The organism is Streptomyces sp. NPDC127108 (assembly GCF_042677545.1).
In the GTDB taxonomy this organism is placed as follows: Bacteria; Actinomycetota; Actinomycetes; order Streptomycetales; family Streptomycetaceae; genus Streptomyces.
This window is the reverse complement of sequence record NZ_JBHXTE010000001.1, coordinates 286,346-305,902: the sequence shown is the minus strand read 5'-3', so window position 1 is coordinate 305,902 and position 19,557 is coordinate 286,346. Positions and strand designations below refer to the sequence as shown.

At 71.4% G+C, this 19,557-nt stretch carries 23 protein-coding genes; 10 read left to right on the top strand and 13 right to left on the bottom strand.

The window, feature by feature from the left end:
* Positions 1 to 115 precede the first annotated feature (115 nt).
* Both ACFVHO_RS01350 and ACFVHO_RS01345 read right to left on the bottom strand, forming a co-directional pair.
* Positions 116 to 424: a hypothetical protein gene (locus tag ACFVHO_RS01350; protein ID WP_385708431.1), complete on the bottom strand. Its 309-nt coding sequence runs from the start codon at positions 422 to 424 to the stop codon at positions 116 to 118.
* A gap of 88 nt (positions 425 to 512) precedes the next feature.
* Positions 513 to 1,229 carry an NAD(P)-dependent oxidoreductase gene (locus ACFVHO_RS01345; RefSeq protein WP_385708429.1) on the bottom strand — a complete coding sequence of 239 codons (717 nt, stop codon included), beginning with the start codon at positions 1,227 to 1,229 and terminating at the stop codon, positions 513 to 515.
* Positions 1,230 to 1,323: 94 nt separating this feature from the next.
* On the opposite strand from ACFVHO_RS01345, the gene ACFVHO_RS01340 reads away from it, so the two are divergent.
* Positions 1,324 to 2,025 (top strand): TetR/AcrR family transcriptional regulator, encoded by a 702-nt coding sequence (locus ACFVHO_RS01340; RefSeq protein ID WP_385708426.1) that lies wholly within the window; start codon positions 1,324 to 1,326, stop codon positions 2,023 to 2,025.
* 41 nt (positions 2,026 to 2,066) lie between these two features.
* Positions 2,067 to 2,858 carry an inositol monophosphatase family protein gene (locus ACFVHO_RS01335; protein WP_385708423.1) on the top strand — a complete coding sequence of 264 codons (792 nt, stop codon included), beginning with the start codon at positions 2,067 to 2,069 and terminating at the stop codon, positions 2,856 to 2,858.
* A 110-nt stretch (positions 2,859 to 2,968) separates the two neighbouring features.
* Here the strand turns inward: ACFVHO_RS01335 and ACFVHO_RS01330 are convergent, their stop codons facing one another.
* Complete coding sequence (locus ACFVHO_RS01330) at positions 2,969 to 3,424, bottom strand: MarR family winged helix-turn-helix transcriptional regulator (protein ID WP_385708420.1); 456 nt, start codon at positions 3,422 to 3,424, stop codon at positions 2,969 to 2,971.
* A 92-nt stretch (positions 3,425 to 3,516) separates the two neighbouring features.
* Between ACFVHO_RS01330 and ACFVHO_RS01325 the strand changes: the two genes are divergently transcribed.
* Positions 3,517 to 4,380, top strand: a complete 864-nt coding sequence (locus tag ACFVHO_RS01325; RefSeq protein ID WP_385708417.1) for an alpha/beta fold hydrolase — start codon at positions 3,517 to 3,519, stop codon at positions 4,378 to 4,380.
* A gap of 193 nt (positions 4,381 to 4,573) precedes the next feature.
* Here the strand turns inward: ACFVHO_RS01325 and ACFVHO_RS01320 are convergent, their stop codons facing one another.
* Positions 4,574 to 5,314, bottom strand: a complete 741-nt coding sequence (locus ACFVHO_RS01320; protein WP_385708414.1) for an alpha/beta hydrolase — start codon at positions 5,312 to 5,314, stop codon at positions 4,574 to 4,576.
* Between the two features lie 410 nt (positions 5,315 to 5,724).
* Between ACFVHO_RS01320 and ACFVHO_RS01315 the strand changes: the two genes are divergently transcribed.
* The gene (locus ACFVHO_RS01315; protein WP_385708631.1) at positions 5,725 to 7,119 is read left to right on the top strand and encodes a glycoside hydrolase family 5 protein; all 1,395 of its coding nucleotides are present in this window, start codon (positions 5,725 to 5,727) and stop codon (positions 7,117 to 7,119) included.
* Between the two features lie 54 nt (positions 7,120 to 7,173).
* Here ACFVHO_RS01315 and ACFVHO_RS01310 read toward each other — a convergent pair whose 3' ends face one another.
* The 3 genes from ACFVHO_RS01310 to ACFVHO_RS01300 form a co-directional block, all read right to left on the bottom strand.
* Complete coding sequence (locus ACFVHO_RS01310) at positions 7,174 to 7,362, bottom strand: DUF4236 domain-containing protein (RefSeq protein WP_385708411.1); 189 nt, start codon at positions 7,360 to 7,362, stop codon at positions 7,174 to 7,176.
* 181 nt (positions 7,363 to 7,543) lie between these two features.
* On the bottom strand, positions 7,544 to 8,071 hold the full coding sequence (locus tag ACFVHO_RS01305) for a hypothetical protein (protein ID WP_385708408.1): 528 nt from the start codon (positions 8,069 to 8,071) through the stop codon (positions 7,544 to 7,546).
* 173 nt (positions 8,072 to 8,244) lie between these two features.
* Positions 8,245 to 8,568 carry a hypothetical protein gene (locus ACFVHO_RS01300; protein ID WP_385708406.1) on the bottom strand — a complete coding sequence of 108 codons (324 nt, stop codon included), beginning with the start codon at positions 8,566 to 8,568 and terminating at the stop codon, positions 8,245 to 8,247.
* Between the two features lie 189 nt (positions 8,569 to 8,757).
* Here ACFVHO_RS01300 and ACFVHO_RS01295 point away from each other — a divergent pair, with 189 nt between their 5' ends.
* Both ACFVHO_RS01295 and ACFVHO_RS01290 read left to right on the top strand, forming a co-directional pair.
* Positions 8,758 to 9,210: a GNAT family N-acetyltransferase gene (locus tag ACFVHO_RS01295; protein ID WP_385708403.1), complete on the top strand. Its 453-nt coding sequence runs from the start codon at positions 8,758 to 8,760 to the stop codon at positions 9,208 to 9,210.
* A gap of 97 nt (positions 9,211 to 9,307) precedes the next feature.
* Positions 9,308 to 9,862, top strand: a complete 555-nt coding sequence (locus ACFVHO_RS01290) for a sugar O-acetyltransferase (RefSeq protein ID WP_385708400.1) — start codon at positions 9,308 to 9,310, stop codon at positions 9,860 to 9,862.
* Here ACFVHO_RS01290 and ACFVHO_RS01285 read toward each other — a convergent pair.
* The gene (locus tag ACFVHO_RS01285; protein ID WP_385708397.1) at positions 9,843 to 10,580 is read right to left on the bottom strand and encodes an NAD-dependent deacetylase; all 738 of its coding nucleotides are present in this window, start codon (positions 10,578 to 10,580) and stop codon (positions 9,843 to 9,845) included. The genes ACFVHO_RS01290 and ACFVHO_RS01285 overlap by 20 nt on opposite strands.
* Before the next feature lie 224 nt (positions 10,581 to 10,804).
* On the opposite strand from ACFVHO_RS01285, the gene ACFVHO_RS01280 reads away from it, so the two are divergent.
* The 3 genes from ACFVHO_RS01280 (at position 10,805) to ACFVHO_RS01270 (ending at position 13,007) form a co-directional block, all read left to right on the top strand.
* Positions 10,805 to 11,434: an HD domain-containing protein gene (locus ACFVHO_RS01280; protein ID WP_385708628.1), complete on the top strand. Its 630-nt coding sequence runs from the start codon at positions 10,805 to 10,807 to the stop codon at positions 11,432 to 11,434.
* A gap of 74 nt (positions 11,435 to 11,508) precedes the next feature.
* Positions 11,509 to 12,489, top strand: coding sequence for a GlxA family transcriptional regulator (locus ACFVHO_RS01275; RefSeq protein WP_385708626.1), 981 nt, complete (start codon positions 11,509 to 11,511; stop codon positions 12,487 to 12,489).
* Between the two features lie 131 nt (positions 12,490 to 12,620).
* Entirely contained in the window at positions 12,621 to 13,007 is a 387-nt protein-coding gene (locus tag ACFVHO_RS01270; protein WP_385708394.1) for a hypothetical protein, read from the top strand.
* A 17-nt stretch (positions 13,008 to 13,024) separates the two neighbouring features.
* On the opposite strand, the gene ACFVHO_RS01265 is transcribed toward ACFVHO_RS01270, so the two are convergent.
* The 5 genes from ACFVHO_RS01265 to ACFVHO_RS01245 form a co-directional block, all read right to left on the bottom strand.
* On the bottom strand, positions 13,025 to 13,909 hold the full coding sequence (locus tag ACFVHO_RS01265; RefSeq protein ID WP_385708391.1) for a fructosamine kinase family protein: 885 nt from the start codon (positions 13,907 to 13,909) through the stop codon (positions 13,025 to 13,027).
* A gap of 95 nt (positions 13,910 to 14,004) precedes the next feature.
* The gene (locus tag ACFVHO_RS01260; protein ID WP_385708388.1) at positions 14,005 to 15,174 is read right to left on the bottom strand and encodes a 4-hydroxybenzoate 3-monooxygenase; all 1,170 of its coding nucleotides are present in this window, start codon (positions 15,172 to 15,174) and stop codon (positions 14,005 to 14,007) included.
* 198 nt (positions 15,175 to 15,372) lie between these two features.
* Positions 15,373 to 16,095 (bottom strand): AraC family transcriptional regulator, encoded by a 723-nt coding sequence (locus ACFVHO_RS01255; protein WP_385708385.1) that lies wholly within the window; start codon positions 16,093 to 16,095, stop codon positions 15,373 to 15,375.
* Between the two features lie 128 nt (positions 16,096 to 16,223).
* Positions 16,224 to 17,090 (bottom strand): class I SAM-dependent methyltransferase, encoded by an 867-nt coding sequence (locus tag ACFVHO_RS01250; RefSeq protein ID WP_385708382.1) that lies wholly within the window; start codon positions 17,088 to 17,090, stop codon positions 16,224 to 16,226.
* A gap of 118 nt (positions 17,091 to 17,208) precedes the next feature.
* A complete protein-coding gene (locus ACFVHO_RS01245) occupies positions 17,209 to 17,808 on the bottom strand; it encodes a helix-turn-helix domain-containing protein (RefSeq protein WP_385708380.1) in 600 nt (199 codons plus the stop codon).
* 137 nt (positions 17,809 to 17,945) lie between these two features.
* Here ACFVHO_RS01245 and ACFVHO_RS01240 point away from each other — a divergent pair, with 137 nt between their 5' ends.
* Positions 17,946 to 19,541, top strand: coding sequence for an MFS transporter (locus ACFVHO_RS01240; RefSeq protein ID WP_385708377.1), 1,596 nt, complete (start codon positions 17,946 to 17,948; stop codon positions 19,539 to 19,541).
* Positions 19,542 to 19,557: the final 16 nt, after the last annotated feature.

Sequence of the window (19,557 nt, the reverse complement as noted above, 5' to 3'; positions counted from 1 at the left end):
ACACTCACTCTCTGTTTTCTAACACCCGCTGCCGCTTTATTGTGTGGGCGCCCCCGGGCCCCGCGGCGCCGCTCCACTCATCTCTCGCCGAAGAGCGATCAAGCGTCTTCTGTACCTATGCCGTTGCGGCTCCGTCGAGCCGTTCCTTGTACGGCCGCCCCACATGGTCGAAGAAGGGCGTTGAGTCGCCCTCCCGCTCCGGATGCGGGACAGCGGAGATGTTGGCCGTCGGCTCAAGCGCGAACGCCACGTACTGGCGGTAGGCGGCAACGAAGTCCCTGTAGTTGGACAGCCGTATGTCTCTCCACTGGCGCGCATGGTCCCGCTGCCACAACCGCTCCTGATTGCGGATGGACAGCCAACCGCCCAGCAGCACACCGACGAGCGCGACACCCGCTGTGATCGAGGCCCCTGCGACATCCACGACGCACCCCTCCCGCGGCCCACGGGGACATGCCCAGTCTCACGCGGGGCACGGCATCGCGCGAGGGGCCGACCGGGCAGCGCCCCGGCTAGGCGCGCTCGCGCGTGTCCCCGGTGTGGGCGAGGGCGCTGGGTGTGAGACGACCGACGATCGCCGGGGCCTCCTGGACGAGTGTGTCGTCGGTGAGCGCCTCGACCATGAACAGGGCGAAGTCCACCCGGTGCGTCAGGTTGCTGGCCAGGATCGGGTCGCCGACGTGTCGGCTCCAGACGGGCAGGCCCTGGCTCTCGCCCTCCTTGAGGGTGCTGCCGCGCACCACGGTCCACCGTGTGTCGCTGGCGAACACGCGGCGGCACGCCTCGACTTGGTCGTCGATCTCGACGGCGCGGACGAGCTTGCCCAGGAGGGCGGCGGCCCGGACGCCCAGGGTGAACGTCCGTGAGTAGTGGTCCTTGCCGTCGCGCGTGATGTGCCAGCCGCAGGAGAAGACCAGGCGCGCACCCGGTCGTGCGTGGTCGAGGACCGCCTGGGCCGTCCCCGACGCGTACTGCCGCACCCCCCAGGGCACCAGGACCGTCAGGACCCCGTCGCACCCGGCGACCGCCCGCCGGATCACCTCCGGGTCGTTCGTGGGTCCGGGGACGACGGTCATCCGGCCCTCGAACGCGGCCAGCTTCGGCACGCTGCGTTCGCGGCACACGCCGACCACCTCGTATCCGCGCTCCAGCGCGTGCCGGACCATGTACTGGCCGAGCTTCCCCGAAGCCCCGATGACGCAGACCTTGTTCACACGATCCGTACCCATGGCGAGACCCTTCGCCGGAATGCGTACCTTATGTTGTAAGGCAAGCTAGCCTTATGCCGTAAGGCGGTCAAGGGGAGCGATTCAGGAGGCACGCATGTCTGAGGGAGGCAAGGGTCGGCAGGGAGGCAAGGGGCAGCGCAGGGCTCCGGCGCGCACCCCTCTCAGCCGTGAGCGGGTGATCCGTGCGGCGGTGGCCATCGCGGACGAGAAGGGCTCGGCCGCGCTCACCATGCGGGCCATCGCCGAACCGCTGGGCGTCGAGGCGATGTCGCTCTACCACCATGTGGCGGGCAGGGAGGACGTCCTCGACGGCATGGTGGACGCGGTGTTCGGCGAGATCGACCTGCCTCCGCGCGGCACGGACTGGAAGAGCGCCATGCGCCACCGCGCGGACTCCGCCCGCACCGTGCTCCGGCGCCACCCGTGGGCCGTCGCCCTGATGGACTCCCGCTCCCGGCCGGGACCGGCGACCCTGCGCCATCATGACGCCGTCATCGGCGCGTTGCGCGCGGGAGGGTTCTCCGTCGCGATGACGGCGCACGCCTTCTCACTGATCGACAGCTACCTGTACGGCTTCGTGATCCAGGAGCTGAGCCTGCCCTTCAGCGGCTCGGAGGAACTGGGCGAGGTCGCGGGCGCCATCCTGAGCGACATGCCCGCGGACGCCTACCCCCACCTCACCGAACTCGCCACGGAGCACGCCCTCAAGCCCGGATACGACTACGCCGACGAGTTCACCTTCGGCCTCACCCTCATCCTCGACGCCCTGCATCCGGACGAGAGCCCGACAGCCTAGTTCCAGGGGGACGGGCCGGGCGCGCCGGTAGTCTGCGTGTCATGATCAACTCATATGCGGATTCCGCGGATGTCGAGGTCGCGATAGCCGGGGCGAGCGCCGGTGCGGACGTGGTGCGCACCCTGTACGGTCGGCGGCTCTCCCGGATCGACAAGGGCGCCGGGGACTTCGCCACCGCCGCCGACGTGGCCGCGGAGAAGGCGATCCTCGACGTCCTCCGTGCCGCGCGGCCCGGTGACGCGGTGCTCGGTGAGGAGGGCGGGCAGCACGGCGGCGACGACGTCGAACGGCGGTGGCTGGTGGACCCCTTGTGCGGCACGTTGAACTACGCCGTCGGCAACATGCTGGTGGCCGTGAACGTGGCCCTGCGCGACGGGGCGGCGGCGGTCGCCGATCCGTTCAGCGCCGAGGTGTTCTGCACCGACGGCACGTCCGCCTGGGTGCGACAGGACGGCGTCGACACCCCGCTGGTGCCGACGCCCGCCACGCAACTGGTGGACGTCAACCTGGATCCGCCGTTCCCGAGCGCGCCCGGGTTCCGGGCCGTCGACCTGCTGGCGCACCCCGACTTCGGCGGGCGGTTCCGGCCGCGGGTGGTGTCCACGACGCTGGCGTTGGCCTGGGTCGCGGCCGGCAAACGGGCCGCGTACGTCACCGACGGCGGGGATCTGTCGGGGAGCGTGCACTTCGCCGCGGGCATCGCACTGTGCCGGGCCGCGGGCTGCGTGGTCACCGGGGTCGACGGCGCCCCGATCGGACAGGGGGGCCGTGGACTCGTGGTGGCGGCGGACGCCGATACGCACGGGCTGCTGATGTCGATGATGCGCGGCTGAAGCCGACGCCGGATCCTCAACTCGCACCGGAGGAGGGCGCGTTCGCGCCGTGGGGCGACCCGCCGTGGCCCGGCAAGGGCGGCGGCCGGGATACAGCCACGCCTTCGGACTCAGCGGCGCGCGGTGATCGTGGCCTCGATGCCGGTGAGCGCGGCGAGCTGTTCCCGGGACAGCAGTGCGGCGAAGTGCCGTTGGACGGACGCCAGGTAGGCAGGGGTCGCCTCGTCCAGTGCCGTGCGTCCGGCGGAGGTCAGCAGGACGTCGTCGCCGCGGCCGTCGCGCTCGCACGGCTCGCGGGCGACGAGGCCGCGGCGCTCCATGCGGCCGAGGTGCCGTGAGAGACGGCTGTGCGCCCAGTGCAAGTGCGCGGCGAGACTGCTGACGCGGATGCAGGTGTCGGCGGAGTCCAGCGCCGTCACGGCGGCCAGGACGTCGTAGTCGGCCATGGACAGGCCCGTGTCCTGCTCCAGGTCGCGGGCCACCTCCGCGTCGATGAGCAGGGGCAGCGCCCGGTAGGCGTGCCAGGCGGTGAGGGCGGCGGGTTCGGGCCTGTGACTCGATGGCATGGGGCCAGTCTAACGAAGTTCGTGACATGTAACGGATGTGTCGGCTAGTGTCTCCGTTACACGTAACGAAAGTGACGGGAAGGCGGCACCCCATGCGAGGCACCGAACACTTCATCCGGACCAACGGCGTAGACCTGTGCGCGGAGACCTTCGGCGACCCCGCCGACACGCCGCTCCTGCTCATCCATGGCGCGGGCCACTCGATGCAGGCCTGGGACGAGGAGTTCGTCCTTCGCCTCGTCGCCGGCGGAAGATACGTGATCCGCTACGACAGCCGCGACGCGGGCCGCTCCACCGGATACCCCGCGGGTGAACCGCCGTACGACCTGCGGGCCCTGGTCACCGACGCCGCCGGGCTGCTCGACGGCCTGGGCCTGCCGTCGGCCGAGATCGTGGGCATGTCCCAGGGCGCCGCCGTCGCGCAGTTGCTCGCCCTCGACCACCCGGGCCGGGTCGCCGCCCTCGCCCTCGCCTCCTCGACTCCCGGGGGGCCGGGGCACGACCAGTCCGACCTGCCGCCCATGTCCGAGGCGCTGCTGGCGGTCTTCGCCGAGGAGGCGCCCGCGCCCGACTGGGACGACCGGGCCGCCGTCATCGAGTACCTCGTCGAGGGCGAACGCCCCTTCGCAGCCCACTCGCGGCCCTTCGACACCGACGCCGTACGCGCCCAGGCGGAACGGCTCGTCGACCACGCGCGCGACATCGCGGCGCAGGTCACCAACCCCTTCATGATCGACGCCGGAGCGCCGTGGCGGGACCGCCTGGGCGCGATCACGGCGCCGACGCTCGTCCTGCACGGCACCGAGGACCCGTTGTTCCCGCTGGAGCACGGGCGCGCGCTCGCCGCCGAGATCCCCGGCGCCAAGTTCCTCGCCATGGAGCAGACCGGCCACGAGGTGTTCCCGCGCGCGGTGTGGGACGAGGTCGTCCCGGCGCTCCTCGGGCACGGGCGCTGACGCGAGGTCGGGGCGGTCGGGCGGTTGCCGTGCGCCGCCATCGAGGAAGGCCGCGTGCCGCTCATCGAGAAGGGCCGCGTGCCGCTCACCGAGGTGGGCCGGGGCCTGTCCTCGATGAGCGGTGCGCCAGCCGACATCGGCTACCGACTGCCCCTACCGGCTATCGCCTGCCGCCGGGTCCGACGGCCCGGCCTCACTTCAGATGCCGGGTGAAGAACAGCGCCGCGGCGTCCCCCGCGAACTGCGGGACACCGGTGTGCCCGCCCATGTTGGCGTGCAGGGTCTTCTCCTTGGAGCCGAAGGCGTCGAACAGGTCCAGGGCCGCCTGCCGGTCGTTCCCTTCGTCGTCCCACTGCAGCAGGACATGCAGCGGAATGGTGACCTGGCGGGCCTCCTCGAACATGACGCGAGGGACGAAACTCCCGGCGAACAGAACGGCGGCCGCGATGCGCGGCTCGACCACCGCGAGCCGGGTCCCGATGGAGATGACTCCTCCCGAGTACCCGACCGGGCCGCCGATCCCGGGCAGCGACAGGAGGGCGTCCAGGGCGGCCTGCCATTCCGGGACCGCCTTGTCGACCAGGGGGAGGATGAGGGCGTCGACGATCTCGTCGCTGACCGGCTCACCGGCCTCCAACGCCCGGCGCAGATCGGCGAGGGCCCGCTCGGCGGCGGGCAGGCGGGGACGGTCGCCGCTTCCGGGGAGCTCGATGGTGGCCGTGGCGAAGCCGTCGGCCGCGGAGTGCCGGGCCCGGGCCACCAGCCGGGGGTACACCTTGCGCAGCCCGAGCGGAGGAGGGCTGAGCAGAATCAGCGGAGCCGGAGCCGGTGCGGATGCGGATCCGGGTGTCCACAGAATGCCGGGGACCTCACCGAGGGTGAATTCGCGCTCGAGAACGCCGTCGTCGAGGCGCTGCTCGGAAGTGAAGTGCATGGTCGTGCCTTTCGGGAGTGCGCATGAACGGCGCTCCCGGACGACCTACCGCCCGACCGTGACCCCGGAGGGGAGCACCCATGTCGATACAGCGTTCACGGGTACCACCTCCTCGTTCTCTCGCACGGCCCGGGGAAACGTAGCAGTGGCCGCCGTGGCCCGCCAACGGGTTTTCGGCGGAGGCTCCGTGGCGCGCCCGGGCCCCCGGCTCCTGGCGAAAGGCAGCGCCAGGACCGGCTGGATCGGAGCGGTCCGATACGCAGGTGTGCGACGTAGGCTCATGCGCCATGGGTGAACGCTCGTGCGTCCTGGGAGAAGAGAGCCCGCGCGTCCTGGGCGGGCGCCGCACGCACCGCCTGGGCCTGGTGGCCCTGGTCGTGTTGGTCGTCAGCGCGCTGCTGGGCGCGGGCATGGCACCGGCCGCCTCGAGCAGTGGTTCATCCGCCCTGGGTGGTACGGGAGTTGCCCCTGCCCCGTCCACCGACGGCATCCCCCGCCTCACCGACGACCGCGGCCGCACCCTCACCCTCCGCGGCTGGAACGTCGAGGACAAGCAGCACACCGGCGAGGACGCGCTCAGCGCCATCACCGAACGGCACTTCGCCGACCTGCGCGCGAACGGCTTCAACTTCGCCCGCCTGCTGGTCTTCTGGGACGACCTGGAGCCGCGGCGCGGCCAGTACAGCGCGTCGTACCTGCGCAAGATCCGACGGATCCTGGACTGGGCGCACCAGTACGGGATCCATGTCGTCATCGACGCCCACCAGGACGTGTTCGGGCCCGCGTTCGGACACCGCGGCATCCCGGAGTGGGCGACCCGCACCGACGGACTGCCCTTCACGCCCCACCCCGACGACTGGTTCGCCGAGTACTTCGAGCCCGCCGTCCAGCGCGCCTTCACCCACCTCTACGAGGACGCGGACCTGCGGCGCGCCCAGGAACGCATGTGGCGCCTGCTGGCCGAGCGCTTCGGCACGCACCCCGCCGTCCTCGGCTACGACTTGATCAACGAGCCGATGGGGGAGCTGCGCGCGGGCGAGGACCTGGCGACCGCGGCCCGCCGCATCGAGGCCACGCACCTCACCCCGATGTACAACCGCCTCGCCGACGCGATCCGCACCCGCGACCGGTCGAACTGGCTGTTCGTCGAGCCGACCCCGATCGTCGGCGAAGGAGTGCCCACCGGACTCGGCCGCGTCCATGACCAACGGGTCGTGTACGCCCCGCACTTCTACAACGCCGCCATGGAAGCGGGCGCCGACTACGACCCCGCAGCGGGCTGGATCACGGCGTACGAGAACGCCGTCACCGCCTACCCGCGCGAGCAGTCGATCCCGGTCGTCGTGGGGGAGTGGGGCCCGATGAACAGCGGCCTGCCGAACATGCGCCGCTTCCACGACGACGCGCTCGCCTCCTTCGCCCGCTACTCGTCGGGGTGGGCGGCCTACGTCTGGTGCTACGGCGGCGGCTACTGCGCGCTCGACCGCGACGGACGCTTCCGTACGAACAAGGAGCGCACCGCCACGCCGTACGCCCCCGCGGTCGCGGGCACCGTGCGGGCCGAGGGCCACGACGCGGAACGCGGCACGTACCGCCTCTCCTACCGGGCGGCGAGGCGGCCGGGCACCAGTGTGCTGTCCCTGCCGCCGAGCGCCACCGGCTGGCGGATCACGGTGTCGGGCCGTGAGGCGTGGGCCAGTGCGCGGAGCGTGCCGCCCGGGCGGGCGCGTCAGGTGCGGGTGTGGGCGCCCGGCGGTACCGACGTGGTCGTGTCGGTACGGCCGGGCTGTGGTGGTCGCTGCTGAAGCGGCCCGCCCTCCCCGTCGGCGGCGCCTGCCTCTGGGCGGTGGTGTCCGCGCTCAGTGGCGGTGGTGGTCGCGGTGGACCCGGATCGACCCCGGGAGGTTCAGCGAGGACGAGCGCCGTCCGTCGGAGTTGATGGTGTGGTGCCCGCGCCTCCCCCCGAGCGTGATCGACCACTTGCGGCCGTTGATGTTCACTCGGACCCCCGGGAGGACCCGGAACGACTTGCGGAACGTGATGGACATGGTCGACTCCTCGAACTCCCATGACCGGCAGGGGACTTGGCCCCTGTCCGGTGCATACCCCGTCCCGAACACCCTCGCGCACGGCCCCCGCGCGAACGACTCCCGAGTCGATCCCGTAGCCAGGCCGTGACAATGCCCCGGCCGTGATTCGGGCCGCCCGAATCACCCCGACCGCGGTGATTCAGTACTGCCCGTCGACCGGGATCCAGCCGGACCAGGTCTCGGGCTGGTAGAACTTGCCGTTGCCGCCGTCGTAGCGCATGACCCGCAGGCGCACTTTCCCGTCCTCGCGGTAGTCCTTGTTGCACGTCGCCCACGTGTCCGCGCCGAGCCTGTTGATGCAGACCGCGGCGGGCCGACCGTAGTCGGTGTACACGCCGATGGCCGCGGACATGCCGTCCTTCTCCGTGTCGCGGGCCCAGACGATGTCGCCGCTGTGCTGGAAGCAGCCCCTGGCGCCGTAGACGGAAGTCGACCCGAGGCACGCGTGGGACGCCGCGGCGGCCTTCGGCCCCGCTCCCGTGAACGGAACCGCGGTCTCGGGCGCCGGGGCGACCCCCTCGAGGATCTCCACATCCGCGGGCATCTGCACTTCCTGGAGGCCCCCCGGAGCGTCGTCAGCCAGCGCCGGCGTCACCGTGACGACCGAGACCGCGAGTGCCGACGCACCAGCAAGAACACTCAACTTCAGACGCCAGTTCGCACGCATGATCCACTACCCCCGCCCCCTGACCTCTGATCCGAGGCCACTGCTTCAATTGTGAACGAGATGTGAGGTTAATGGATCTTTGTAAGCGGGGGAAGGGGATTCTGGTGTGCGGGAAGGCGCACGCGCACGCCGGGGCGACCAGGGCCTCGGCGGCATGACGGGCCGTGCCGGACTTACCGCGTGACGGGCGCCCCGGCGGCCGGCTCGCCATCGGTACTCTCGGAGAACGAGACGTCGAGAGCGCACTTCGCCGGGATCTCGGCGGCGGAGGTCGCGCACTCCGTGGAGTCCCGCCCCTCCATCTTCGGCCCGGCCGCCTGGCGTTTGCCCGTCTCGATGCGGCCCTCCATGCCCTCGGCGGAGGCGCGCTTCTCGGAGGTGGAGGGACCGGCGGGCCGACGGGAGTCCGAAGCATCCGACGAGGACGAACAGGCCGCCGCACCGGCCGTGGCGCACAGGACGAGTGCGGCAGAGGCCGCGACGGTACGAACACGCATCAAGATCCCCCTACGCGGACGCTCAGACATCCGGATCGTTAGTTGATCTACCATGCCACACCTGTGCGCAATCCCGGCCTCTGGGACTGGTGTTGAGGTGCGAACGTCGTGGGTCCGGCCATGGTCTCTGGGGCGGGGCGCAACGGATCGGTAATACCTGAATCGCAGGTTCGCCCCTATACTTCCTGCATGCAATCGACGATGATCAGACGTGCCGTTGAACAGGACGCGGAGCGCCTCACGGCGCTGGTCCAGGGGGCAGACGCCTACCAGGGGCAGTACGCCTCGATCATCTCCGGCTACCGCGTCACCCCCGACTACATCGCCCGGCACCAGGTCTTCGTGGCAGTCGACGAGGGCGCGCGCGTGCTCGGGTTCTACGCCCTGGTCCTCGACCCCGCGGAGCTGGACCTGATCTTCGTGGCGGACGAGGCCCAGGGGATGGGGGTCGGTCGCCTCTTGGTGGCCCACATGACCGAGCAGGCGGGGAACGCCGGACTGAGTGAGGTGCGAGTGGTCTCTCATCCCCCGGCCGAGAAGTTCTACCGACGCCTGGGTGCCGAGAGGGTGGGCACGGTTGCTCCGTCGCCGCCCAAGGTCGCCTGGGAGCGGCCGGAGTTGCGGTTCGTCATCAGTCGATGAACCGGGAGCCCCGGGGGATACCGACACAACCAGTGGTTGTGTCCGGTTGCTCGTGAGGTGTTTGATCGAGCCTTCTCCGGGGTGCTGGGATCGGCGCATGGCTACTCGCACAGACCAGACCCTCTACGTCCAGACAACCGAGTTCGCCCGTCATGCGGAGCGAATCGCGGAAGTGACGGATGCGACCTCTCGCCTCAACGTGCTGCCGTTCAGCGACAGCGAAGGACGGGCGGAACTACTTTCGGTTGTGTTCGGTGGGCCGCTGCCGGAGTCGGTGACGATCTACCCGCCGTTCTTCACCGAGAACGGGTTGAACACGACGTTCGGGGAGAACGTCTTCGTCAACCAGGGATGCACGTTCATGGACAAGGGCGGGATCCGCATCGGCAACGGTGTCATGATCGCCCCGAAGGTCAGCCTCATCACCGGAGGACACCCACTGCCTCTCGCCGAGCGCCGCGAGTACCTCGCCTTCGCCCCGATCGTCATCGAGGACGACGTCTGGATCGGGGCGTCTGCCATGGTCATGCAGGGAGTGACCATCGGCGCTGGTTCCGTCGTCGCCGCCGGCGCGGTGGTCACCCGTGATGTTCCCGCCCGCACCCTGGTCGCGGGAGTCCCCGCCCGGGTGGTCAAGACGATCGAGGGATGACGATCCGTTCCAGGAGCGCCGGAAGCGCCGTCCCGATCGGTTCGCGTACGACCTCGTCGGCCCGGTCGTCGTACGGAGTCGGCTCGGCGTTGACGATGATCAGGCGGGCGCCGTGCTCGGCGGCGCGGCCCGCGAGGGCCGCGGCGGGCTGCACCTGGAGCGTGGTGCCGACCGCGATGAACACGTCGCATGCCTCGGCGATGGCCACGGCCTCGCCGAGGACCGCCGGGTCGAGACGCTCGCCGAACATCACCGTCGCGGATTTCAGGATGCCGCCGCACTCCAGGCACGCCGGGTCGCTCTCGCCCGCCTCGACGCGGGCCAGCGCGTCCGTCATCGGGCCCCGCGCCCCGCATTCGGTGCACATCACCGTACGGGCGGTGCCGTGCAGCTCCAGGACCTTGCGGTCGGGCATCCCGGCGCGCTGGTGCAGGCCGTCCACGTTCTGCGTGATGACGCGCACCGGCACCCCGGAGCGCTCGAGCGCGGTCACCGCGTGGTGCGCCGCGTTGGGCTCCGCCTGGAGCGTCCGGTTGGCGCGCCGCATCTGCCACGAACGGCGCCTGATCTCCGGGTCGCCCATGTAGTACTCGTACGTCACGAGCTTCTCGGCCTCGGGGTCGCGCCGCCAGAGGCCGTTGGGCCCGCGGTAGTCGGGGATGCCGGAGTCCGTGGAGATGCCGGCTCCGCTGAGGAGGGCGATGAGGGGCTTGCTCATGGCGTCGAGCCTAGGTCGGCGGCCCCGGTCCGGGCCACGGGATATGCGTGGGGAGACGGCGTCGAGGCGGCCGGGCCCATGTCGTGATCTGTGGGATACCTGGCCGGACCGCCATGGCGCGGCCCTCCGCCCGACGTGATCCTTGAGGTGTGGAGAGACGCAGCGGGGCTTACGGAGAGGTGGGCGGAGACGTGGATGTGGACGTGAGGGCGAGTGCTGAGGGGATGGGTGTGGACGTGGTGGTGCCCGACACGAAGGTGGCTCGGGAGGCCACCGAGCTGATCCGTGACACCACCGGCGAACTGATCTACCACCACTCGCGCCGGGTGTACCTCTTCGGCGCCCTGCAGGGCCGCAACCGCGGCCTGAGCTTCGACCCTGAACTGCTGTACGTCGGCGCGATGTTCCACGACGTGGGCCTCGGCGAGGACGCGCGCCGCAGTGGTCGGCGGTTCGAGGTGGACGGCGCCGAGGAGGCGAAGCGGTTCCTGCGGGGGCACGGACTGCCCGAGGACAGCGTCCGCCGGGTGTGGACGGCCATCGCCCTGCACACCACGCCCGGCATCCCCGAGTTCATGGAACCGGAGGTCGCCCTCGTGACGGCCGGGGTGGAGTACGACGTGCTCGGCATCGGGTACGACGACATCACCGACGCCGACCGGGCCGCGATCGTGGCCCTGCACCCCCGCCCGGACTTCAAACGGCGGATCCTCGACGCGTTCACCGAGGGGATCCGCCCCAAGCCGGAGACGACCTTCGGCAACGTCAAGGCGGACGTCCTGGAGGCCTACGTCCCCGGCTTCGAGCGGGGCGACTTCGTCCGCACCATCCTGGACTCGCCGTGGGCGGAGTAGCCCGCGGCGGGAGGACCGGGAACACCAGCAGGGCCGGAAAGACCGGAAAGCGGGGACGTCATGTCGTCGCCCTCATCGCCTTCGACGGCGTGCAGCTCCTCGACGTGAGCGGCCCGGCCGAGGTCCTCACCACGGCCAACTCCTACGGCGCCCGCTACGACCTGCACGTCGTCTCCCCGACGGGACGTGACGTGCGTACGTCTTCGGGGGTGCGCGTCGGCGTCGACGGCACCCCGGCCGAACTGCCGCGCCGCGTCGACACCTTGGTCGTCCCCGGCCGCCGCGACTGGCGACGGGCGGTCGCCGACACCGACCTCGTCCACCTGACCGCCGCCCTCGCGGCCCGCACCCCACGGGTCACCTCCGTGTGCGCGGGGGCGTTCGTCCTGGCCGAGGCCGGGCTCCTGGACGGCCGCCGCGCCGCCACGCACTGGGAGTTGGCCCGGGAGCTGGCTGCCGCCTACCCGCGGGTGCGGGTCGCGGCGGACCCGCTGTTCGTGCGGGACGGGCCCGTCGTGACCTCGGCGGGGGTGACGGCGGGCATCGACCTGGCCCTCGCCCTGGTCGAGGACGACCACGGCCCGCACCTCGCGCGCGACGTCGCCCGCCAGCTCGTCGTCTTCATGGCCCGGCCCGGCGGCCAGTCGCAGTTCAGCAAGCGCCTCGCGCCGGAGCCCTCCGAGGGGACGGTCGTGCGCCGCATCATGGACACCGTCACCGCCGACCCGACGGACGACCACAGTCTCGACTCGCTGGCCCGGCAGTCGGGAGTGAGCGCCAGGCACCTGGGCCGCCTCTTCCGCGCCGAGACGGGCATGACGCCCGGACAGTACGTCGAAGCGGTACGTCTCGAGGCCGCCCGGGCCCTGCTGGAGGCGGCGCCCGACACCGTCGAAGAGGTCGCCCGACGCTCCGGGTTCGGCTCGTCGGAGTCGCTGCGCCGGGTGTTCCAACAGCACTTGGGGGTCGCGCCGACCGCGTACCGGGCCCGGTTCCGTACGACTGCGGCCTGCACGGCGTCCGGACCGGAGGAAAGAGGTGCGGAACCGGCCTGAGGGCTCGCGCGAACAGAAGTTCTCCCCGATCGGGGTGCGACGACGCGATCCGGGGGTATGCGTGGATCATGCTCGTCGCGCTTCCCGGCGGCGGGCACTTGTCTCGGCGGCCCCACAACAGGAGGCGACCCATGAACGAGCACTACGCTCTCCACCAGCTTCTGCACCTCGTCGACCGCAGCGAGCAGCACGCCATACGTCCCGACGAGGCCGCCGAACTCCGTGCCGCGATACGCGCGCTCTACGCCCGTCCCGCCGCCGACCGTGAGATCGCCCTGCACCGGCGCATGACCAAGGCGGTGGAGGCGGCCGTCGACGACTACCGCGAACTGACCTGTCAGTGGACCGAGGCGGACGGCACCACCCAGGAGATCGCACGCAGGGCCACGGCGGCGGCGTTCGGCGCGGTGCGGGCCGTGGTGCCGATCGACGAGGAGCCCCGCAAGGCCGTGCCCGGCGGGCTGGGGGTCGAGGTGGCGGACGGCGTGGGCAAGCGGGCGCAGCGGGTGCCCGTCTAGGCGGATGTGCGGGCAGGTCAGTCCGTGAGCGCGGCCCGTGCCGCCGCGACGGCCTGCTCGGCGTAGCCCCGGCCGAACAGCACGGCGTGCACCAGCAGCGGGAAGAGCTGGTGCACGCCGACGCGTTCGCGCCAGCCGTCGGCGAGCGGGGCCGTCCGCTGATAGCCGTCCAGCACGTCGTCGAGGTGCGGGCAGCCGAACAGGTGGAGCATGGCCAGGTCGGTCTCCCGGTGGCCGCCGTGCGCGGCAGGGTCGATCAGCCACGCCCGCCCGTCGGCGCCCCACAGGACGTTGCCGTTCCACAGGTCGCCGTGCAGCCGGGCAGCCGGCTCGGCGGGCCCGGCGAGTTCGGGCAGCCGTGCGCAGACCCGCTCGATGACGTCCGCCTCGGCGGGGCGCACCGTCGCCTCGTCCACGGCGCGCCGCAGGTAGGGGAGCACCCGGTGCTCGGCGTACCAGTGCGGCCAGTCGTCGCCGGGGACGTTCCGCATGGGGGCGAGTCCGATGTACGCGTCCTCGGTGCCGTCGGGCGGCGGCGCGCCGAACGCGGGGGCGCCGGAGGCGTGCAGGGCGGCCAGATCGCGGCCGAACCGGACGGCTGCCCGGGCGGTGGGCGTGCCCTGCGGGACGCGGTCGGTCACCAGCCAGCGCCTGTCGTGCCCGCGCACGGCCGGGACCGGCGCCGTGCCGGAGGCGGCCAGCCAGCGCAGCCCGGCGGCCTCGGCCCGCACCGCGCCCGGCGCGTCGGCGCGTTTGACGACGACCGACTGCCCGCCGTCGAGGGTGACTTCGGTGAGCGCGCCGGACAGCGGGTGCTGCGCGGTCGCCGCGTGTCCGGTGAGGCGAGCGGCCGCGGCTGCCGGGGTGTCGGCCGGATGGTCGGGCTCTGCTCGGGGTGTCACCTCGTCGAGTTCCTTCCGGTGCGGGCGAGTTGGGGGCGGAGTGGGCCGGGGGCGGCGGCCGGGCCGTGGTTCCGTCGGGGTCCGGCCGCCGCGACTCACGCGGCTGGGTGAGGCGCCGCCTGCGGCTCCAACATGGTCTCCAGGTCCTTGCGGGCGGTCTGCTTGCGGAACTCTCCTTCGTAGGTGGAGTCACCGGAATCATGCATGGTCTGGGTCACCCGGACCGCGGACGCCTGGCGCTCCCATGTGTGGTCGAGACAGGTGTCGGAGTAGCGGTCGAGCAGGCTCGGGTCATTCTTCTGCACCTGCTGGACGACCGCGCGGGCGAGCGCGTCGGCGTCGTGGAGGGCAAGGCTCATGCCCTCCGCGCTCATCGGGGAGATGAGGTGGGCGGCGTCCCCGAGAAGGTGGAGGCGACCGTGGCTCATGGGGCTGAACACCACTCCGCGCAGCGGCACGACCTGCTTGCTCGTGATCGGGCCCTTGGGGTCCACGGGCCCAGCGAAGCGCGCCTCCAGTTCGCTCCAGACCCGCTCGTCGGGCCACTGCTCGACGGTGTCGGAGAGCGGGCACTGCAGGTATAGACGGCTCGTGTGCGGCCCGCGCGTGATCTGCGCGGCGAAACCGCGCGAGTGCACGGCCAGCATGGCCGGGGGGTCCGCGGGCGCCTCCGTCATCACCGTCAGCCAGGCGTAGCCGAACTCATGGCTGGAGCAGGTGAGGACGTCCTCGGGGATGGCCGTTCTGCTGACGCCGCGATAACCGTCAGCACCGGCGACGAAGTCACACGTGACCGTCCGCGTCGAGCCGTCGGGCTCCCGGTAGCGAACCAGCGGCTGTTCGCCGGCGATGTCCTGCAGCGCTATGTCCTCAGCCTCGAAGCGCAGGTCACCGCCGTCGCGCAGAAAGATCCTGATCAGGTTGCGGACGAGGACCTGCTGCGGACAGAACACTCCGTCGCTGTCGTCCCCGTCGTCGCCCGACTTCCACCACCGCTTCGCTCCGTCCACCAGCAGCGGCACACCCGAGCCGGAGTCACCGTGGCTGTGGCCCTCCACGACCTCGCCCACCCCCCACTCGTTCAGCACACGCACGCCGTCGGCATCGAGAGAGCCGGCCCGCTGCCGCTGCTCCACGTATGCACGGCTGTGCTTTTCGAGGACGACGCACCCGACCCCCTCCCGCAGGAGGAAGTTGCCCAGAGCGAGGCCGGCGACCCCGCCCCCTACGATCACGACGGTCGTGTCCTTGTCGGTTTCGGCCATGGTTTCTCGAGCTCCTCGCAGAAAAAAAGGGGGGACCGCACGCGCCAGCGCGTGAACGGCCGTGCCGCCCTGGTGGCGCGGCGCACTGCCACCACTCTGGAACCCGATGCCCGCGCCACCAACCGGCAAATGGACACGCCATGCCGAAAACCCGCCAACAGTGCGGATCGACGTGCGACGCCCCCGGGGAAGCGACTGCTACCGCACTTCACGGCTGCTGCACAGGTCCGTTCGGTAGCTGCCCGGGGTCTGGCCCACGACGTCGTTGAAGGCGTCGATGAAGCTGGACGGGTTCGACCAGCCGCACGCCATCGCCGTATCGGTGACGGACGTGCCCTCCGCCAGGTGGGCCAGCGCGTGGTGGATGCGCAGGATGCTGCGCCAGCGGTGGAAGCTCATGCCGAGCTCGCTGTGGAACAACCGGCTCAGGGTCCGCTCGCTGGCTCCGGCGACGCGTCCGAGTTCGGTCAGGGTCGCGGGCCGGGCGGGGTCGGCGTGCAGGAGGTCGGTGACCGTACGGAGCCGGTCATCGGCCGCTTCGGGCAGGTGCAGGGACTGCTCCGGGGTGTCGGACAGCTCGTCGATGACCACGGCGAGGAGCCGCCGGTGGGCGCCGGAACGCTTCTCGGGCCGGTCGCCGGTCAGGGTCAGGACGGCCTCGCGCAGCAGCGGGCTGACAGCGAACACGCTGGGGTGGTCGAGGAGTTCGCCGCACAGCTCGACCGGAACGGTCAGCAGCCGTGCGTCGGTGCGGCCGTAGAAGCGATGGGAGTGGGCGAAGCCGGGCGGTGTCCACGTCACGCGGTTGGCGGGGGCCACCCAGGTGCCGCGCTCCGTCGTGGTGGCCAGCGTCCCGGCCGCCGCGTAGACGAGTTGACCCGCCGCGTGCGAGTGGGGGGCCATCGAGTAGCCATGCGGCATCCACCCGGCTCCGCTCGGCATGTCCTGCGATTCCGAGGACCCTGGCGGGGATTGGCGGCTTTTCGGCATCGGGCGCCAGCCTACCGATGGTTGCGGGAGATGGTGCGGGCGCGCGACACGTTCAGGGTTCAGGCGCGGCGGGCCGCCCAGACGGTGCGCTCGGTGCGTACGGCGAGGTCGTCGCGGCGCAGGATGCTGTGCGGGCTTTCGGCGTCGAGCAGGTCGTCGAGCGCGGCGAGGTCTTCGGGGCCGAGCGCCGGTGCCGCGGCGCCGCGGACGCGCTGCAGGCTGGCGTGGGCGTAGCGGCCGACGGCTTCGCTGCGGTCGCCTTCGATGTCGACGGTGACGGTGCGCTCGTCCTCGACGGTGAACCCGGCGGCGGAGAGCATCGGTCCCCAGTCGGCGCCGCGGTGCGGTACGTGCTCGGCGTGGAAGCCGTCGGTCGCCCTGTGGCAGCGTTCTTCGAGGCCGGGCCGGTTCTCGGGGGCGTCGGCGGGCAGGAAGCGGGGGAAGCCGTCCAGCTCGACGACGGCGAACAGACCGCCCGGGGCGAGCAGTTCGTGGACGCTGGCGAGGGCACGGTCGGGGTGGGCCATGTGGTGCATCGAGGCCGAGGCCCACACCAGGTCCGGCGTCCCCAGGTCGGGCCAGTCGGCGGCGTCGAGGTCGGCCTGCACGGTGCGCACGCGCTCTTGCACTCCCCGGGCGCAGGCCTTCTCGCGCAGGTGCTGCAGATGCCCGGCCGAGGTGTCGACGGCGGTGACGTGCGCCTCGGGGAAACGCTCCAGGAGCGCGAAGGTGCCCGCGCCCGTGCCGCAGCCCAGGTCCACGATCCGGCGCGGCTCGGCCTTCAAGGGCAGCCAGGCGGTGATGAGCGCGATGTGCTCGGCGAGCACCTCGGCATCGAGGTCGAGGATCTCCGCTTGGCCGTCGTCGTCGTGCGCCTGGTGGTGGGCGCCTTCGCCGTGAGGGGTGTGCTCGTGGGTTCGGGTCATGGCGACACCGTAGGACGCTCATGCGTCTACGGCACGGCTGCTTGCCGTCTGCGCAAGAAAGTCGCTGCGCCTGCTGCCCGTCACGCAAGATCCCGCGTGCGCCGGGCCTCCGGCGCCGTCACTCGCCGTGAGTCTGAGTGCCGCCTTCGGCCTCGGCGATGTCGCGTTGGTGGCCGCGGCGGGCGTCGCGGTCGAAGATGCCCATGATCTCGCACGGCCCGCCCTCGGCGCCGATCGCGTGCGGCATCATCGTGGGGAACTCGGCGGCCTGGTTGGTCTCGATGCGGAATCGGCGATTGCCGAGCATGAGGACGGCGGTGCCGGACAGGACCACCAGCCACTCGCGGCCGGGATGGGCGCGCATGCGGGCGGGGTTGTCGGGCGGCGGCTGGGTCATCCGCTGACGCATCACGCTCATGCCCGGGTCACCCTTGATGGGCCAGCGCATCAGGCCGTGGCTGGCGTCGATCATCGGACTGATGACGACGTCGTCGGCGGCGTTCTCCACCAGCTGGTCCAGGGTGGTGTCCAGGGCGCGGGCGAGGGTGACGAGCTGGTCCAGGGCGAGGCGGCGCCGGCCGTTCTCGATACGGCTGAGTGAGGACTGGCTGAGGTTGGCGCGGGTGGCCAGCTCCTCCAGGGACCAGCCCTGGGCGACCCGCAGGGCGCGGATCCGTTTGCGCACGAGGCCGTCCAGCTGCCCATCTTCTTGCGTCATGGGCAACAGCGTATGCCTTCACCGCAATGCGGGCCTACCGTCGGCCGCAGGTGGCCCGGACTGTGGGCCACGCACCCCGTCAATGCGGCGACCGGCCCTGCTCCGGCGCCGATCCCGCATGCCCTTGGAAGGAAGACATGAGTACGAACCAGCCTCCCCAGGCGGCGGCACCGGCGAGCGGCGAAGGCGCACTCGACGCGCGTCAGCTGCGCACGATCCTGATCGCCGTCTCCGTTGCGCTGATGGCCGTCATCGCGTCGGTGTCCGGGCTGAACGTCGCCCAGACCCACATGGCGGTGGAGTTCGGCGCCTCGCAGAACACCGTTCTGTGGATCATCAACATCTACACCCTGGCCCTGGCCGCGCTGCTGCTGCCGCTCGGCGCCATCGGCGACCGGCTGGGCCGCAAGCCCATGCTGATCGCCGGGCTGACCGTCTTCGGCGCCGCCAGCGTCGTCGCGGGGCTGGCCCCGTCGGCCGGAGTGATGATTGCCGCGCGCGTGGCCGCGGGCGTGAGCGCCGCCATGATCATGCCGATCACGCTGGCCGTCATCACGAGTACGTTCCCCGAGGAGCAGCGGGGCAAGGCGATCGGCGTGTGGACCGGTGTCGCCGGGGGCGGCGGCATCCTGGGCATGTTCCTGTCCGCGCTTCTGGTCGATGTCGCCGACTGGCGCTGGCTGTTCGTCCTGCCCGTGGTCCTGGTAGTCGTCGCTCTGGCGATGACGCTGAAGTCGGTGCCCAACTCCCGCCAGTACTCCGCTCATTCCTTCGACACCACGGGCGCCTTGCTGTCCGCCGTCGCCGTGATCGGCCTGATCTTCGTGCTGCAGGAAGGCCCCGAGCGCGGCTGGACCGCCCCGGTGACTCTGATCGGCCTGGCCGTCGGTGCCGTCGCCGCCGTCGGGTTCGTGGCCTGGGAGTTGCGCCGCCGTGAGGCCGCGCTGCTGGATGTCCGTCTGTTCCGTGAGCGCGGCCTGGCCGGCGGTTCGATCACGCTCCTGGTGGTCTTCGGGGTCCAGGCGGGTATCGCCGTGGTCCTCTTCCCGTTCTTCCAGGCCGTCCTGGGCTGGTCCGGGCTGCTGTCCACCGTGGCGATGATGCCGATGGCCGTCATGATGATGCTGGCGTCCGGCCTGGCCCCCAGGATGGCCGCACGCGTCGGCGCCCGCTCCACCATGGCCGTGGGCGTCGCCCTGGCCGCCCTCGGCCTGGCGTTGATGGCCGTGTTCGTCTCCGTCGACGGCGGATACCTCTCCATCCTGGTCGGCATGCTCGCCATGGGGATCGGCATGGGCCTTTCGATGACGCCCTCCACCGAGGCCATCACCAGCTCTCTGCCCTGCGCCGAGCAGGGAGTCGCCTCCGCGCTCAACGACGTCACCCGCGAGTTCGGCACCGCCCTCGGCGTGGCCATGCTCGGCGCCCTGCTGTCGGCCGGCTACCGCAGTGCCATCGACGACAAGCTCGACGGCATCCCCCAAGAGGCCGCGGACACCGCACGCGAAGGCATCGCCAACGCCGTCGAGGTGGCACCCGGCACGGGCGCGCACTCCCCAGACCTCGTCCACGCCGCGCAGCAGGCCTTCGTCGACGGCTGGCAGCAGGCCATGTGGACGGGCGTCGCCGTCATGGGCGTGCTGCTCGTCCACATCGCTCTTCGTGGCCCGAAGGACTCGCCCCCCGTCGCCGCGGACGAGACGGAGGCAGCAGAGGCCGACGCCGTCCGATGACCGCGCGACAACTGTC

What these genes read in the sequence shown, in the direction of transcription:
- ACFVHO_RS01345 (WP_385708429.1), bottom strand. Translation starts at nt 1,229, where the DNA reads ATGGGTACGGATCGTGTGAACAAGGTCTGCGTCATCGGGGCTTCGGGG.
- ACFVHO_RS01340 (WP_385708426.1), top strand. Translation starts at nt 1,324, where the DNA reads ATGTCTGAGGGAGGCAAGGGTCGGCAGGGAGGCAAGGGGCAGCGCAGG.
- ACFVHO_RS01335 (WP_385708423.1), top strand. Translation starts at nt 2,067, where the DNA reads ATGATCAACTCATATGCGGATTCCGCGGATGTCGAGGTCGCGATAGCC.
- ACFVHO_RS01330 (WP_385708420.1), bottom strand. Translation starts at nt 3,424, where the DNA reads ATGCCATCGAGTCACAGGCCCGAACCCGCCGCCCTCACCGCCTGGCAC.
- ACFVHO_RS01325 (WP_385708417.1), top strand. Translation starts at nt 3,517, where the DNA reads ATGCGAGGCACCGAACACTTCATCCGGACCAACGGCGTAGACCTGTGC.
- ACFVHO_RS01320 (WP_385708414.1), bottom strand. Translation starts at nt 5,314, where the DNA reads ATGCACTTCACTTCCGAGCAGCGCCTCGACGACGGCGTTCTCGAGCGC.
- ACFVHO_RS01315 (WP_385708631.1), top strand. Translation starts at nt 5,725, where the DNA reads ATGGCACCGGCCGCCTCGAGCAGTGGTTCATCCGCCCTGGGTGGTACG.
- ACFVHO_RS01310 (WP_385708411.1), bottom strand. Translation starts at nt 7,362, where the DNA reads ATGTCCATCACGTTCCGCAAGTCGTTCCGGGTCCTCCCGGGGGTCCGA.
- ACFVHO_RS01305 (WP_385708408.1), bottom strand. Translation starts at nt 8,071, where the DNA reads ATGCGTGCGAACTGGCGTCTGAAGTTGAGTGTTCTTGCTGGTGCGTCG.
- ACFVHO_RS01300 (WP_385708406.1), bottom strand. Translation starts at nt 8,568, where the DNA reads ATGCGTGTTCGTACCGTCGCGGCCTCTGCCGCACTCGTCCTGTGCGCC.
- ACFVHO_RS01295 (WP_385708403.1), top strand. Translation starts at nt 8,758, where the DNA reads ATGCAATCGACGATGATCAGACGTGCCGTTGAACAGGACGCGGAGCGC.
- ACFVHO_RS01290 (WP_385708400.1), top strand. Translation starts at nt 9,308, where the DNA reads ATGGCTACTCGCACAGACCAGACCCTCTACGTCCAGACAACCGAGTTC.
- ACFVHO_RS01285 (WP_385708397.1), bottom strand. Translation starts at nt 10,580, where the DNA reads ATGAGCAAGCCCCTCATCGCCCTCCTCAGCGGAGCCGGCATCTCCACG.
- ACFVHO_RS01280 (WP_385708628.1), top strand. Translation starts at nt 10,805, where the DNA reads ATGGGTGTGGACGTGGTGGTGCCCGACACGAAGGTGGCTCGGGAGGCC.
- ACFVHO_RS01270 (WP_385708394.1), top strand. Translation starts at nt 12,621, where the DNA reads ATGAACGAGCACTACGCTCTCCACCAGCTTCTGCACCTCGTCGACCGC.
- ACFVHO_RS01260 (WP_385708388.1), bottom strand. Translation starts at nt 15,174, where the DNA reads ATGGCCGAAACCGACAAGGACACGACCGTCGTGATCGTAGGGGGCGGG.
- ACFVHO_RS01255 (WP_385708385.1), bottom strand. Translation starts at nt 16,095, where the DNA reads ATGCCGCATGGCTACTCGATGGCCCCCCACTCGCACGCGGCGGGTCAA.
- ACFVHO_RS01250 (WP_385708382.1), bottom strand. Translation starts at nt 17,090, where the DNA reads ATGACCCGAACCCACGAGCACACCCCTCACGGCGAAGGCGCCCACCAC.
- ACFVHO_RS01245 (WP_385708380.1), bottom strand. Translation starts at nt 17,808, where the DNA reads ATGACGCAAGAAGATGGGCAGCTGGACGGCCTCGTGCGCAAACGGATC.
- ACFVHO_RS01240 (WP_385708377.1), top strand. Translation starts at nt 17,946, where the DNA reads ATGAGTACGAACCAGCCTCCCCAGGCGGCGGCACCGGCGAGCGGCGAA.